General features: G+C 63.2%; 12 protein-coding genes. 5 read left to right on the top strand and 7 right to left on the bottom strand.

Annotated features, from left to right (window positions below; translation table 11 throughout):
* Positions 1–12 precede the first annotated feature (12 nt).
* From MSIL_RS16815 to MSIL_RS16830, 4 genes are all read left to right on the top strand, one after another.
* Positions 13–600, top strand: a complete 588-nt coding sequence (locus MSIL_RS16815) for a hypothetical protein (RefSeq protein ID WP_012592281.1) — start codon at positions 13–15, stop codon at positions 598–600.
* A gap of 160 nt (positions 601–760) precedes the next feature.
* On the top strand, positions 761–1,891 hold the full coding sequence (locus tag MSIL_RS16820) for an efflux RND transporter periplasmic adaptor subunit (protein ID WP_012592282.1): 1,131 nt from the start codon (positions 761–763) through the stop codon (positions 1,889–1,891).
* Between the two features lie 3 nt (positions 1,892–1,894).
* Positions 1,895–5,044, top strand: a complete 3,150-nt coding sequence (locus tag MSIL_RS16825; RefSeq protein WP_012592283.1) for an efflux RND transporter permease subunit — start codon at positions 1,895–1,897, stop codon at positions 5,042–5,044.
* Between the two features lie 39 nt (positions 5,045–5,083).
* A complete protein-coding gene (locus MSIL_RS16830) occupies positions 5,084–5,515 on the top strand; it encodes a nuclear transport factor 2 family protein (protein WP_012592284.1) in 432 nt (143 codons plus the stop codon).
* Positions 5,516–5,529: 14 nt separating this feature from the next.
* On the opposite strand, the gene MSIL_RS16835 is transcribed toward MSIL_RS16830, so the two are convergent.
* The 6 genes from MSIL_RS16835 to MSIL_RS16855 form a co-directional block, all read right to left on the bottom strand.
* A complete protein-coding gene (locus MSIL_RS16835; protein ID WP_012592285.1) occupies positions 5,530–6,336 on the bottom strand; it encodes a family 1 encapsulin nanocompartment shell protein in 807 nt (268 codons plus the stop codon).
* Positions 6,329–7,411 carry a Dyp-type peroxidase gene (locus tag MSIL_RS16840; RefSeq protein ID WP_012592286.1) on the bottom strand — a complete coding sequence of 361 codons (1,083 nt, stop codon included), beginning with the start codon at positions 7,409–7,411 and terminating at the stop codon, positions 6,329–6,331. Before MSIL_RS16840 ends, MSIL_RS16835 begins: the two co-directional genes overlap by 8 nt.
* Before the next feature lie 382 nt (positions 7,412–7,793).
* Positions 7,794–8,411, bottom strand: coding sequence for a response regulator (locus MSIL_RS21830; protein ID WP_341871992.1), 618 nt, complete (start codon positions 8,409–8,411; stop codon positions 7,794–7,796).
* 12 nt (positions 8,412–8,423) lie between these two features.
* The gene (locus MSIL_RS16845; protein ID WP_341871993.1) at positions 8,424–10,568 is read right to left on the bottom strand and encodes a PAS domain S-box protein; all 2,145 of its coding nucleotides are present in this window, start codon (positions 10,566–10,568) and stop codon (positions 8,424–8,426) included.
* 100 nt (positions 10,569–10,668) lie between these two features.
* Entirely contained in the window at positions 10,669–11,031 is a 363-nt protein-coding gene (locus tag MSIL_RS16850) for a response regulator (protein ID WP_012592287.1), read from the bottom strand.
* Between the two features lie 210 nt (positions 11,032–11,241).
* Complete coding sequence (locus MSIL_RS16855) at positions 11,242–11,871, bottom strand: TetR/AcrR family transcriptional regulator (protein ID WP_012592288.1); 630 nt, start codon at positions 11,869–11,871, stop codon at positions 11,242–11,244.
* A gap of 146 nt (positions 11,872–12,017) precedes the next feature.
* Between MSIL_RS16855 and MSIL_RS16860 the strand changes: the two genes are divergently transcribed.
* A complete protein-coding gene (locus tag MSIL_RS16860; protein WP_012592289.1) occupies positions 12,018–12,980 on the top strand; it encodes an SDR family NAD(P)-dependent oxidoreductase in 963 nt (320 codons plus the stop codon).
* Between the two features lie 178 nt (positions 12,981–13,158).
* Here the strand turns inward: MSIL_RS16860 and MSIL_RS16865 are convergent, their stop codons facing one another.
* Positions 13,159–13,503: a FecR/PupR family sigma factor regulator gene (locus MSIL_RS16865; RefSeq protein ID WP_012592290.1), complete on the bottom strand. Its 345-nt coding sequence runs from the start codon at positions 13,501–13,503 to the stop codon at positions 13,159–13,161.
* Positions 13,504–13,596: the final 93 nt, after the last annotated feature.

The raw sequence follows: 13,596 nt of genomic DNA on the forward strand, positions 1-13,596 counted from the left end.
GTCCCGCCCGCCATGGAAAACCCTTTCGCCTTCGCCCTTGCGGTTCTCGCTCTTCTGGCCACGCCCGGGCCGACCAATACGCTGCTCGCCGCTTCGGGCGCGAGCGTCGGGCCATGGCGGTCGCTGCGGCTGATTCCGGCTGAATTGTGCGGCTATTTGATCTCGATTGCGACCCTCATCTTTGTCATTGGCCGCGAGATCGAACATAACGCCTTGGCCGCCGCGACGCTGAAAATTGCCGCGGGCCTCTGGCTTGCCGCTTCGGCGGCGGCGCTTTGGCGAAACGCGGGCCAAAGCGTCCGGCCGACGCAGGCGCCGGCGACGCCGACGCGCGTCTTTGTCACGACGCTCCTCAATCCCAAGGCCCTGATCTTCGCCTTCGTCATCATCCCGCCGGCGCCCGCCGCCTTATCCCTTTGGCTTGCCGGCTTTTCCGCGCTTGTCATCCTTGTCGGAGGGATTTGGATCGTCCTTGGCGCTTTTCTGGCCCGGTCCACGGGCGGGGCGCTGACGCCGGCGCTGATCGCGCGGGGCGCCGCTCTCATCCTTCTCATTTTCGCATCGACGCTGGCGGGTTCGGCGATCGCCGCGATCCTTTGAACGAGCGCCAAAGACGATGCCGACGAATTGACTTTCGAAACTTGGCCGCGCAGGCTGCGACGGTCTACGCCTCTTCTAAATCAAGACATTTTCCGTCCGACCTCACGCCCTGCCAATGGAAGCGCCTTGCGCCGGCGCTCGCGGACCTCGGAGAATAGCGATGCCTTTTTCGATCGCTTGCGCGCGAATCGCCCTCCGGCTCGCGCTGACCCTTCCCGCCGCCTTCTGTGCGACTTCTGTTTCGGCGCAAGCCCCGGCGGCGACCCGTGTCGGCACAATTCTGGCCGCGAGGGAGCCCGTTAACCCGGCGCAGGAGTTCGTCGGCCGCGTCGAGGCGATCGAGCGCGTCAGCGTGCGCGCGCGCATCACCGGCTATTTGCAGGAGGTCCTGTTCAAGGAAGGCGACCTCGTCAAGCAAGGCGCACTTCTCTACCGCATCGAGCCGGAGCCGTTCCAGGCTGCGCTGCAGCAGGCGCAAGGCGCCCTCGTCAAAGCGCAGGGGCAGGAGGCGAACGCCGCCGTCCAACTCGATCGCGCCGAAACGCTGTTGAAGACGCAGTCCGGCTCCGTCGCCGTGCGCGACCAACGGACCGCCGAATTCCAGACGACGAAAGGCGATGTGCTCGTCGCCGAAGCCAATGTGCAGGCCGCGAAGATCAATCTCAGCTATGCCGAGATCAAATCGCCGATATCCGGCGTCATCGGCCGCACCAGCGTCACCAAGGGCAATGTGGTCGGCCCAGACAGCGGCGTGCTGACGACGATCGTCAGCCAGGACCCGATGTATGTCGTAGCCCCGGTCAGCCAGCGCGAATTCCTTCAGCTGAACGGCGAACAGCGTCGCCCTGGCGGCGGCGGCGGCGCTTTGACCGTGACCCTGCGTTTTTCCGACGGCTCGGCCTATGAGTTTCCTGGCAAGATCAATTTCATCGATGTCTCGGTCGACAAGGCGACCGACAGCGTGCTGGTGCGGGCGAGCTTTCCGAATCCCCAGGGGCGACTGATCGACGGCCAATTGGTCAGATTTTCCATCACGGGCGACAAGCCGGAAGAAAAAATCCTGATCCCGCAGGCGGCGCTGATCGCCGATCAGCAGGGCGTTTATGTCTTTGTCGTCGAGGACGGCAAAGCCGCCGTCAAACGTCTGAAACTCGGCGGCGAAAGCGGGGCGAACGCCATCGTCGATTCAGGGCTCGACGCCGGCGCTCAGGTCATCGTCGAAGGCATGGAGGTCCTGCGCGCCGGCGCGCCGGTGATCGCCTCGCCCGTCAAGACGCTCGGCCGGAGCTGAACGATGATTTCGTCGATCTTCGTCGATCGCCCACGATTCGCAATCGTCATTGCGCTCGTCACCGTGGTCGCCGGCCTCGTCTCGCTGCTGTCGATCCCCATCGCACAATATCCCGATATCGTGCCGCCGCAGGTCTCGGTGTCGACCTTTTATCCCGGCGGCTCCGCGGCGGTCGTTGAATCGACCATCGCGCAGCCGCTCGAAAGCCAGGTCGTCGGCGTCGACAAGGCGATCTATATGAAGAGCGTCAGCGGCAATGACGGCAGCTATTCGCTTCTTGTTTCCTTCGAGCTTGGCACCAATCCCGACATCAACACCGTCAACGTCAACAACAGGGTGCAGGTCGCGCTGTCGAAATTGCCGGAGGACGTGCAACGGCAAGGCGTGACGGTCAAAAAGCAGTCCTCGGCGTTGCTCGGCGTTATCGCCCTCTATTCGCCCCAGCGCACGCATGACGAACTTTTCATCTCCAATTACGCGACGATCAATCTTGTCGACGACATCAGGAGCACGGCGGGCGTCGGCGACGCCAAGCTTTTCGCGGCCCAGGACTATTCGATCCGGGTCTGGGTGCAGACCGACCGCCTGACCGGCCTCGGCCTCACCTCCGCCGATCTCATCGCCGCGATCAAGAGCCAGAATGTTCAGGCCGCCGTCGGGCGCATCGGCGCGCGGCCCGTCTCCGACGACCAGCAATTGCAGCTGAACATCGAGACCAAAGGCCGGTTGTCGTCGATCGACGATTTCAACAAGATCATCATCCGAACCAACGCCGACGGTTCGGTGCTCCGGCTGTCCGATGTCGCGCGCATCGAACTTGGCGCCGCCAATCTCGACCGCGACACGCGCCTTAACGGCGCTCCGGCGACGCTGATCGGCGTCTATCAGGCGCCGGGCGCCAACGCGCTTCAGACGCTCGCCGCGGTCAAGAAGCGCCTCGCGGACGCCGCCGAGCGCTTTCCCGAGGACCTTGCCTGGAAGGTCACATACGATCCGACGGTGTTCGTGTCGGCGACGATCGAGGTCGTCGAGCACACGCTGGTCGAGGCTTTCATCCTCGTCGTGCTCGTCGTCTTTCTCTTCCTCGGCAGCCTGCGGGCGACGCTGATCCCGACCATCGCCGTGCCGGTCAGCCTGATCGGCACATTCGTCGTTTTGAACGCCATCGGCTATTCGGCCAATACCGTCTCGCTGCTCGCCCTGATCCTGGCGATCGGCATCGTCGTTGACGACGCGATTGTCGTCGTCGAGGCGGTCGAAGCCAAGATGGCGAGCAAGCCGGAACTGACGCCGGCGCAGGCGACCAAAGAGGCGATGGAGGAGATCACCGCGCCGATCATCGCCATCACGCTGGTGCTGCTGTCGGTGTTCGTGCCGGTGGCGTTCCTTCCCGGCATCACGGGCGAATTGTTCCGCCAGTTCGCGGTGACGGTCGCGACGGCGATGGCCCTCTCGGCGATCAACGCTTTGACGCTGTCGCCGGCGCTTTGCGCGATACTGCTAAAACCTCACCACGGCCCACGCCGCGGCCCGATCGGGGCCGTCATGCGCGGCATCGATCATGTGCGCGACTCCTATGGCGCGGTGGTGGCGCGGTTGGTGCGACTCTCGATTATCGGATTGGCGATGGTCGCCGTTTCGGTGTTCGGAATCATCGCGCTGAACAAGATCACCCCGACCGGATTCCTCCCCGAGGAAGATCAAGGCGCCTTCTTCGTCGTCGTCCAATTGCCGGACGCGGCCTCGATTGGCCGCACCGGCGAGGCGGTCGGTCAAGTCGAGGAGATCTTGAAGCAGGAAAGCGCGATCTCCGATTATTCCTCGATCATCGGCCTCAATTTCATCGACAATTACTCGCAGCCGAACGCCGCCTTTGTGATTGTCTCGCTCAAGCCGTTCGACGAGCGCAAGAATAAAGCTGATTCTGCTCCGGGGATCATTGAACGGCTCGGCCCCAAGTTTGCGGGCGTAAGGGGAGCCAAAGCGATCCCGCTCGGCCTGCCGCCGATCATCGGTCTCGGCAGCGGCGGCGGCTTCAGCTACGTGCTGAAAGCGTTGAACAGCAGCGATCCGAAAGCGCTGGCGCGGGTTCTGCGCGGGCTCCTCGTCGCCGCCAATCAGGATCCGCAGCTCTCGCGCGTGTTCAGCACGTTCTCGGCCAGCAATCCATCGATCTATCTCGACATCGATCGCGACAAGGCCAAAATCCTCGGCGTCGAGATCAGCGATATTTTCCAGGCGCTGCAGACCTCGCTCGGCGGCTCCTACATCAACGACGTCAATCTGTTCGGCCGCACCTGGCAAGTGCAGGCGCAGGCGGAATCGAGCGACCGCAAAAGCATCGACGACATCAACCGCATCAACGTCCGGAGCAAGGACGGCAAGATGATCGCGCTGCGCAGCCTCGTCGAGACGAAGATCGCGATCGGCCCGCAGGCGCTGATCCGCTACAACAACCGTCTCGCCGTGACGGTGCAGGGCGCGCCGGCGCCGGGCGTCTCATCCGGTCAGGCGCTGAACGCCATGGAGGCTGTGGCCGCCAAGGCGCTGCCGTCCGGCTATAGCGGCGAGTGGACGGACATCTCGTTCCAGGAGAAGCGCGCCGAGGGCAAGATGGGCGCTATCCTCGGCTTCGCCGTGCTGTTCGCCTTCCTGTTCCTCGTGGCGCTCTATGAAAGCTGGACGATTCCGGTGCCGGTGCTGCTCTCGGTCACCATTGGCATTCTGGGCGCCTTTGCGGCGATCGTCGTCGCTCATCTGACGCTCGATCTTTATGGCCAGATCGGCATCATCGTCTTGATCGGGCTCGCCGCCAAGAACGGTATTCTGATTGTCGAATTCGCCAAGGAGCGCCGCGAGCATGGCGTTCCCTTGCTCGAGGCGGCGACGGAGGGCGCGCGGCTGCGTTTCCGGCCTGTGATGATGACGTCCTTCGCCTTCATTCTCGGCCTCGCGCCGCTGGTGTTCGGCAGCGGCGCCGCGATGCTGGCGCGGCGCAATGTTTCGACGCCGGTGTTCGGCGGCATGATCGCCGCGTCCTTCATTGGCATTTTTGCCATTCCCGCGCTGTATGTCTTATTTCAAGGGATGCGCGAACGCATCAAGGGCGGCTTCGGCAAGAAGGACGCCGTCCCGGCCGAAGCTGCGAAATAGCCGCCGGCGTTTTCCGGCGGCAAGCAGGGGGAATGCGAAATGACCGCTGAAGCCGACATGAAAGCGGCGATCCGGGCCGGCTATGCTGCGCGTCTCGCAGAAGACGTGCCGAAGATGCTGTCCTTTTTTACGGAGGACGCGGAATTTGCGTTCAACGTCGAGGGCCTGAACCTGACCGGCGACGGCGCGCCGGTCCGCGGCCGCAAGGCTCTGGAGGCGATTTTCACCGCTCTCGTCGCCGCCTTCAAGATTGAGGATTGGACCGAAATCAGCCTGACGGCAGAGGGCGACAGGGCCGTGTTGCACTGGCGGGCGACGGTGAAAAGCACAAAGACCGGCGCCTCAAGCCTGTTCGACGTCGTCGATCTGGTCACCTTCCGCGATGGCCTTTTCGCCTCGCTGTATCAACATACCGATACGGCGAAACTGGCGGCGATCGCGGGGCCGGGCGCGCTGTTGGCTTCGGCTTAGCCCGAGGGCCGCCGTCAGCTCGCCGGAGGCGCGAGGGCGACCGCCGCCTCGCTCGTCAAATAGCGGAACGTAAAGCTTTCCTGAAGATAAAGCTGAACGGTTTCGGCGGTGTGGCTCAGATAGCCGATCGAGACGTCCTGGCCGAGCGTCAGTTCGAAATCGCCGCCGCGCGTCGTCAGCACGAAGGCCCCGGCGATGGCGGGCGCCCAGAAGATCTGATCCTCGACCAACCGCTTGACGTGCTCCAGCACTGGGAAGCCGTGATCGCTGGTCTCGGCGAGCGCGGTATAGGCCTCTGCGCCGAACAGGACGGCATAGGGGCCATTGACCCCGACGAGGCGCAATTGGCTCAAGGCGTGCGCGATCGCGTCGGGGTAATCGCGGACGTCGGCCGGGAGCGTCATGATCGGATTGCTGGTTCCCTGCCGCACGCCGGTAATGGCGGCGTCCGCATAACCGTCGAAAATCGCCCTGTCTTCGGCGAAGGCGATGGTCTTTGCCGCATCCTTGGCCGGCTGCCAGTCGGAATCGTCGGCGCCGCGCTCGACGTCGTCGATCGCCGCGCGCGAAAGTTCAAAGGGCACGCGCAATTCGACAAGCGGCTTGACCTCGCGCTGGCGCGCCAACACGCCCTCCGCCGGCGCGGCGATCGATAGAAGATGGCCCGTGCCCACGGCGGAAAGCGCGACGCCGCCGGTCTGCGGCATGTCGACGACCCGCCGGCCCGCGAGGTATCGCTTGAGGGTGCGGGTCGTCTCCTCTTCGATCTGAGCCCATGCGGCGTCGGAAATTGGCGCGAGCTCGCGATGAAGATTATTCATGCCTTTTTTCTCCTTTGAGGGACCCGATGGCGAGGGATTCATTTTTTGTCCGCGGGGCGGCCGGCGCCGGCTCGGGCGCCGCCGCTGACTCGTCCGCGACATTGTCCAAAAAGGTCGCGGTGGGCACGAAAAACAGATTGCCCGTGACAGGTCGGCTGACGTCGAGCAGCTTGTCGTAATTGCCGGGCGGGCGGCCGATGAACATATTTTCCAGCATCTGCTCGATGGTGCGCGGCGAGCGGCTGTAGCCGATGAAATAGGTGCCGAATTCGCCCTGCGTCGGGCTCCCGAACGGCATGTTGGCGCGCAGGATCTTGATTTCCTTGCCGCCCTCTTCGATGATCGTTAAAGCGGCGTGCGCCCAGCTTGGCTTGACGCTTTCGTCGAGTTCAACGTCGGACAATTTCTTGCGGCCGACGATGAGCTCCTGCATCTCCGTTGGGATCGCGTTCCACGCCTTCATGTCATGCAGATATTTTTGCACGATGACATAACTGCCGCCGGTGAAATCTGCGTCTTCCCCGCCGATGAGGGCGGCCTCCACGGCGGCGGCGTCGACTGGATTTTCGGTGCCGTCGACGAAGCCGAGCAGATCGCGATCGTCGAAGTAGCGAAAACCTTGCGCCTCATCGACCGGAGAAACGAATGCGCCGATGCGCTCCATGATCTGCGCGGCCAGCTCGAAACAAAGATCCATGCGGCTGGCGCGGATGTGAAACAGGATGTCGCCCGGGGTCGCTATGGCGGCGCGGCTGCCGGAGCGGATCTCGCGGAAAGGATGCAGCTCCGCGGGCCGCGGCGCGCCAAAAAGCGCGTCCCAGGCCTCGGAGCCAAATCCGATGACGCAGGACAGGCCGCCTTCGATATCGCGAAAGCCGACCGCCCGGATGAGGCCGGAAAGATCGCCGCAAAATGACCGCAGCGCGGCCCGGCTGTCCGGACCGGGGTTGATCGCAACCACTATGAAGATGGCGGCTCGAGTAAGCGGGGCGACGACAGGCTGCGGAATCGGGGGTGGAGCGGTCTCGCCCGACGGCGCGGCGCTCCCGCCGCCAAGCTTATATTCCTTGAACACGAATCGCCATCTCCACGCCAGAGTTGAACCGCGCCGGATCGGCAGATTTGCGCGCCGACGCCGCATAGCCGGAAAACCCCGGCGCCGCCCGCAAGGAGGAAAAGACCGCGGGCAATTTGTTGGATCAAGGCTCATCGCCTCGATCACGGGCAAATCGCATAATCATCGATTATAAAGCAAGGGTAAAGCTCTCGCCGGCCTCCGCTGCGGGAGGGAAGGGGCGTTTTGCCGCCCCTCCTTGCTGCGTCGGCCGTCGCGGCGCGCTACGCGCATGCGCCCGCAGCGCTATTGACGCGCGGCGCCGTGCTCCGGATTTTTGCAGTTTGAGCGGGAGTTTTCCCGCGTCGGACGAGCTACTCGCGCGTCGGGATCGACTGGCCGGTCAGATGGCCTCGACGCGATCCAGATAGGTGGACAATTCCGTCACCCATTTTCGCGACGCGTCGACGTCGGCGCGCTCGGCCGCCTGTTGAAGGCCGGCGCCGATGTCCGTAATGGCCTGGAATCCGAACGCGCCGCCAGAACCCCTCATATTGTGCCCAAGGATCGTAACGGCCTCGAAGTCAGCGCGATCAAGGGCCTCATCCATCGCAACGACATTCTGCCGACAATTTTTCAGATAGGCGGGGGTGCGTTCCGCTAATTTCCGGTTGGCCCGGAAGCTCTTATCCGGCGGCTCGCGATCCTGTTGGGACGGCGGCGGCGCAATCACGGAATAGTCCTTTATCGCTTGCAGAAGCACGTTCTGTTTGATCGGTTTGGTCAAATAGGCCGTGCATCCCGACGCGAGACAAACTTCGCGATCGCCCTTCAGGGCAGAGGCGGTTACGGCGATGATCGGCGTCGGCGGCCGATTATTCGCCTTCTCCCACGCGCGGATGGTCCGCGTCGCGGTCAAGCCGTCCATGACCGGCATTTGCCGGTCCATCAGGACAAGGTCGTATTGGCCCGCCGTAAACATTTGGCAGGCGACCGCTCCAGTCTCGGCGACGTCGATCAGGTAGGGCGTATCCTACAGGTAGGCGAGCGCGATCGTGCAATTGTCGGGCGAGTCCTCGGCGAGAAGAATTCGCAGCGGGCGCAACGGCGCCTCTGCTCCCGCGCCCACGGGCGCGGCCGCCGGCCGGTTCGCGTCGCGCCAGACCTCGAAGGGTACGGCGAAGCCGAATACGCTCCCCTTCCCGACTTCGCTTTCAACCCAGATGCGCCCGCCCATCAACTCCACCAGGCGCTTCGAAATCGTGAGACCCAGCCCCGATCCTCCAAACCTGCGGGTGGTGGATGAATCGGCTTGAGTGAAGCGTTCAAACACACGGCCCAATTTCGCGCGCGGAATGCCAATCCCGGTGTCCGAGACGGTGAACCGCAAGGCGGTTGGAACTGAGCAGTCCCCATCCAGCTCGACCTTCAGGGATATCTCGCCTGACGGCGTGAATTTGATTGCATTGCCAAGCAGGTTGAGGAGCACTTGCCGCAGCCGGGTCGGATCGCCGACGAGGCTATTGCCGACGCCGGGCGCAATCTCGCACAGCAGAGTGAGCGCTTTTTCGTGGGCCCGAGGCGCCACCATCTCGATCATCTTCTCGAGGTGGTCGCTCAACGAAAAGCCGGTTCGTTCGAGGTCGAGCTGAGAGGCCTCAACCTTGGAGAGGTCGAGGATGTCATTGATGAGATTCAGCAGATTGTCGCCGGAACGGCGGAAGATCTGCACGTATTTGTCTTGCTCTGGAGACAGCGGGGTCTTTGCGAGCAGGTCCGCGATGCCCATGATCGCATTCATGGGCGTGCGGATCTCATGGCTCATGCTGGCGAGAAACTCCGATTTGGTTCGGCTCGCGCTTTCTGCATCGGCCTTGGCCCGTTGCAGCTCCACTTCCACCCGTTTGCGTTCCGTGACGTCGCGCGCCGCGGCGAAGACCCCCTGCAGCGTGCGGCTCCGGTCGTAAAAGGTGGTGGCGTTATAGGACACCACTGTCTGCTTGCCATCGCGGGCGCGCGCCGTGAGCTCATAGTCGGTCACCGACTTTTCACTCAGCACACGTTTGATTCCCGCTTCCGCCCGCTCCGGGTCGGTGAAGCAGTCTTTGAACGGCGCCCCGATCAACTCGTCCCGGGTGCAGCCGGTGAGGGCCTCCGTCTGCTTGTTGACGTCGGTGATGATGCCGGCCGGGTCGACGGTCATCAGGGCGTCGATGTTCGATTCGATCAAGGAGCGTGTATAGAATTGCTGATCGCGCAGGCGCTGATCGGACTTCTTTTGCTCTTCTTCGACCAATTTGCGCGCGGTGTTGTCCGTGCCGATCAACAGATATCCGATGATGGCGCCCTGCGCGTCTCGCAGCGCCGTGACCGATACAACCGCAGGGAAGCGCGTGCCATCCTTGCGGATGTAGGTCAGCTCGTAAATGTCTTCGATTCCGCGCGAGGCCTTGAACACCAGGGCCTCAAACCCTGGTTCGATCGCGGTCGCGAGCTCGACGCTCAACGCCAGAGCGCGCGAGATGAGCTCCTGCGGATCAGAGATGTCGGCTGGGGTAATTCTGTTCATCACTTCGGACGCCGTGTAGCCGAGCATGCGTTCGGCGCCGACATTGAAGATCTGGATCACGCCGCTGGCGTCGGTGGCGATGCTGGAAAAGTTGGCGCTGTTGAAGATCGCGCTCTGCAACGCGCCTGCCTTGAGCAGCGCCTCCTCGGCTTCCTTCCGCGCGGTATTGTCGGTGCCGATCAGGAGGTATCCGATGACGGCGCCCAGCGCGTCGCGCAGCGCCGTGACGGAGACGACCGCAGGAAAGCGGCTCCCATCCTTGCGGATATAAGTCAGCTCATAAATGTCCTCGATCCCGCGCGAGGCCTTGAACACCAAGGCTTCGAAGCCCGGCGTGATGGGGGTCGCAAGCTCCGCGCTCAAGGCTTGAGCGCGCGCGATCAACTCCTGCGGATCGGAGATGTCGGCCGGGGTGATCGTGTTCATCACTTCGGCCGCCGTGTAGCCGAGCATCCGCTCGGCGCCGACGTTAAAGATCTGGATCACGCCGTTGGCGTCCGTGGCTATGCTGGAAAAATTCGCGCTGTTGAAGATCGCGCTCTGCAGGGCGCCCGTCTTAACGATCGACTCCTCCGTCTGGCGATGCGCCGCCTTATCGTGGGAGGGCAGTTTCTTCGTGACTTATCCGCCGGTAAGGGTGCGATCCAGGCTTTTAATATTTGAAATCCGCGCGACCTTACACTTTTTATTCGGAAACAACGAGGCGATATCAGTGCAAAAGCTCGCCGATCGAATGTTCAAGCTGAGCGGGAGAATAGGGTTTCTGAAGGAATTGGCCGCCGCCAACGAATAATTCTGTCATATCGGCCGACAGACAACTGCCAGACGTGTAGAGCACGCGCAATGCAGGATGAAGCTTGATGGCCTGGTTGGCGACGTCGTATCCGCCGAAAATCGATGCAGCGAGCCGAATATCGACAAAGAGGGCGTCGATTTGCCGAGAGCCGGAAAGGTGCAGAAGCGCGCTGTCGAGGTCCATCGCTAACAGGATCGTGTGGCCCATATCCTCGATCGTCCACTCCGCGCTCTGGCGAATAAACATCTCATCCTCGACGATGAGAATAATTGCCATCAGAGATTCAGCGGCTGAGAATTCGGCACTTCAAACAACCTTTGCGCCGTTTTTCGGATTCCCGACGCTTAACTCAATCCCCATAAGGGGGGAAGGTTCCCCCTGGAAGTGAGATCTTTTCGCAAACGCGCCGATGGCGAGTGCGTCACTCTGCACGCCAAAGTAGAACGTCCCGGCTCCGGCAACGAGATGGTCGGTTTGCCTTTTATCCTAGGTGCGAGGCGGCCGCAGCCCATCCATCAGAATGTCGATCAGACGCCTTGCGCTGGCCTCCCAGCCCGGAGCGGCATTGCCATAGGTAAAGCCCACGAGCGCGCGCAGAAGGTCGTTCGGATCGACGTCAGCGCGTATGTCGCCGCTCGCGCCCGCCCGCTCCACCAGCAATGACATCGCCGCTGTGATCCGCGCGCCCGAGGACGCGTAAAGCTCCGATGCCCCGCCGACAATCGACCCCAGCGCCGGCGCGATCACCTTTTTGGTGGCGATATAGTCGACGAACAGCCGCATCCATTCGCGGAGCGCCTCGCCAGGAGACAGCGACTGAAGGAGGCTCGCCGCCGAGTCGGCCAATTGCTGCACTTCGCGGCGGTAGACCGCCTCAACAATCGCGTCGCGGTTTGGAAAGTGCCGGTACAGCGTGCCGATCCCGACGCCGGCGCGGCGCGCAATCTCGTCGAGGCCGACGTCCACGCCCACATCGGCAAAGGCGGCCTTCGCCATTTCGACCAGCCGCTCGTGGTTCCGCTTTGCGTCCGCGCGCGGTTTCCGCGGGGACCCCGCGGCTGGCGCCCGCTTCTCTTTGGATATCCGAGGGCCCGGCCCCTTGGGGTCGACGCTCACAATGTCGCGCTCTTGATAAACGGAGGAACCCTCCGCATATAAGCCGGAGGCGCCCTCCGTTTACAGGTTCTGCGGGATTTTGGCAATGTTCAAGCCCAGCCTCGAAGCGGACGGAGCTGAATTGACCCCAAACATCGGAAAAAATCATGGCCAAGATATTTGGAGCGACATCCACCACAGACGAGGTGCTTGAAGGCGTAGACCTGAGCGGCAAGCGCATTCTGGTAACGGGCGTTTCCGCCGGGCTCGGCGTCGAGACCGCCCGCACATTGGCCGCTCACGGCGCCTTGGTGGTCGGCGCCGCGCGCGACCTGAGCAAGGCCAAGGCCGCAACCGAGCAGGTTCGCGCAGGGGCGGCCAAAGGCGGCGGATTGGAGCTGGTTGAGCTCGATCTGGCGTCCCTCGCCAGCGTGCGCGCCTGCGGCGACGCCCTGGTGTCGAGCGGGAAGCCGTTTGACCTCGTCATCGCCAATGCGGGCGTCATGGCCTGCCCGAAGAGCCAGACGGCAGACGGCTTCGAGACCCAGTTCGGCACCAACCACCTCGGCCACTTCGTGTTGGTGAACCGGATCGCCTCGCTGCTGAAACCCGGCTCGCGGGTGGTCAATCTGTCTTCGGCGGGCCACCGGTTTTCCGATGTCGACCTCGAGGATCCGAACTTCGAACATACGCCCTATACGGAGTTCGGCGCTTATGGCCGCTCCAAAACGGCCAATATCCTGTTCGCCGTCGAATTCGATCGGCGGCACAAGGCGAATGGCGTGCGAGCCACAGCCGTGCATCCCGGCGGCATCCAGACCGAACTCGGTCGCCACATGACTCCTGAGGCCATGCAGAACCTTGTCGATCAGATCACTGCGGCGGCCGCGGCTTCCGGTCAGCCGGCCTTCGCCTGGAAGACGATCCCGCAGGGAGCGGCGACGACGGTCTGGAGCGGCGTGGTTGCGTCCGCCGACGAGGTCGGCGGCCTCTATTGCGAAGACTGCCACGTGGCCGAGCTCGCGGAAGGCGAGGGCATCCGCGGCGGCGTGCGCGCCTACGCGCTCGACCCGGATCACGCCAAGGCGCTCTGGGCCAAGAGCGAGCAGATGGTCGGCGAGCAGTTCTGACAGCCGGGATCGCGTCGGGCGGGATCTCGCGGCGATCCGCCGCGGGAGCCTTGCCTGGGGAGCCTGTTGGAGATTTATCGCGGCGTTCGATGACGCCGGATGGATGGGGCCGGGAAGTCGGGATCAAACAGCTCTAACGCCGATCTCTCCGCGCCCGGCCCGGTCTTATGCCCTGAAGTCAGTGATCGCGCATCCAGCCTGTCATGCTGAAGCTCTTCCCCTCTCGCGCGGCGTCCGGCTGGACCGGAGCGCCTCCAACTTTCAGCCACAGCGCGAAAATGGCTGCAAATCCTGCGGCGGCGGCGCCAAATCCAAGCCAAACTTCCCGACGCAAACCGAGCGGCGGCCGCTTCGCGCGAGCAGCCAGCGTCAGCGCCGGCCGCTCCAAATCATTCCAAAGGTGAACCGCGTCCCGGAAGGCCGTCTGATGGCGAGGATCCGTTTGCAGCCAACGCGCCAGTTTCGCCTTTTGCGCCTCGCCAAGCGAACCGCCGGCGCAGCGTGCGAGCCAAAGCGCCGCCATGTTTCGCTGTCTGTCGTCCGGCGCCCTTTCGTCTTGCGATGGCACTTCGTCACCTTAGCCGTCGTGGGGCGCCGAGCCGCGCCAGGGAAATAA

This window comes from Methylocella silvestris BL2 (genome assembly GCF_000021745.1).
GTDB classification, from domain to species: domain Bacteria; phylum Pseudomonadota; class Alphaproteobacteria; order Rhizobiales; family Beijerinckiaceae; genus Methylocapsa; species Methylocapsa silvestris.

Coding starts and splice junctions, on each gene's coding strand:
- MSIL_RS16815 (WP_012592281.1), top strand. CDS start 13: ATGGAAAACCCTTTCGCCTTCGCCCTTGCGGTTCTCGCTCTTCTGGCC.
- MSIL_RS16820 (WP_012592282.1), top strand. CDS start 761: ATGCCTTTTTCGATCGCTTGCGCGCGAATCGCCCTCCGGCTCGCGCTG.
- MSIL_RS16825 (WP_012592283.1), top strand. CDS start 1,895: ATGATTTCGTCGATCTTCGTCGATCGCCCACGATTCGCAATCGTCATT.
- MSIL_RS16830 (WP_012592284.1), top strand. CDS start 5,084: ATGACCGCTGAAGCCGACATGAAAGCGGCGATCCGGGCCGGCTATGCT.
- MSIL_RS16835 (WP_012592285.1), bottom strand. CDS start 6,336: ATGAATAATCTTCATCGCGAGCTCGCGCCAATTTCCGACGCCGCATGG.
- MSIL_RS16850 (WP_012592287.1), bottom strand. CDS start 11,031: ATGGCAATTATTCTCATCGTCGAGGATGAGATGTTTATTCGCCAGAGC.
- MSIL_RS16860 (WP_012592289.1), top strand. CDS start 12,018: ATGGCCAAGATATTTGGAGCGACATCCACCACAGACGAGGTGCTTGAA.
- MSIL_RS16865 (WP_012592290.1), bottom strand. CDS start 13,503: ATGGCGGCGCTTTGGCTCGCACGCTGCGCCGGCGGTTCGCTTGGCGAG.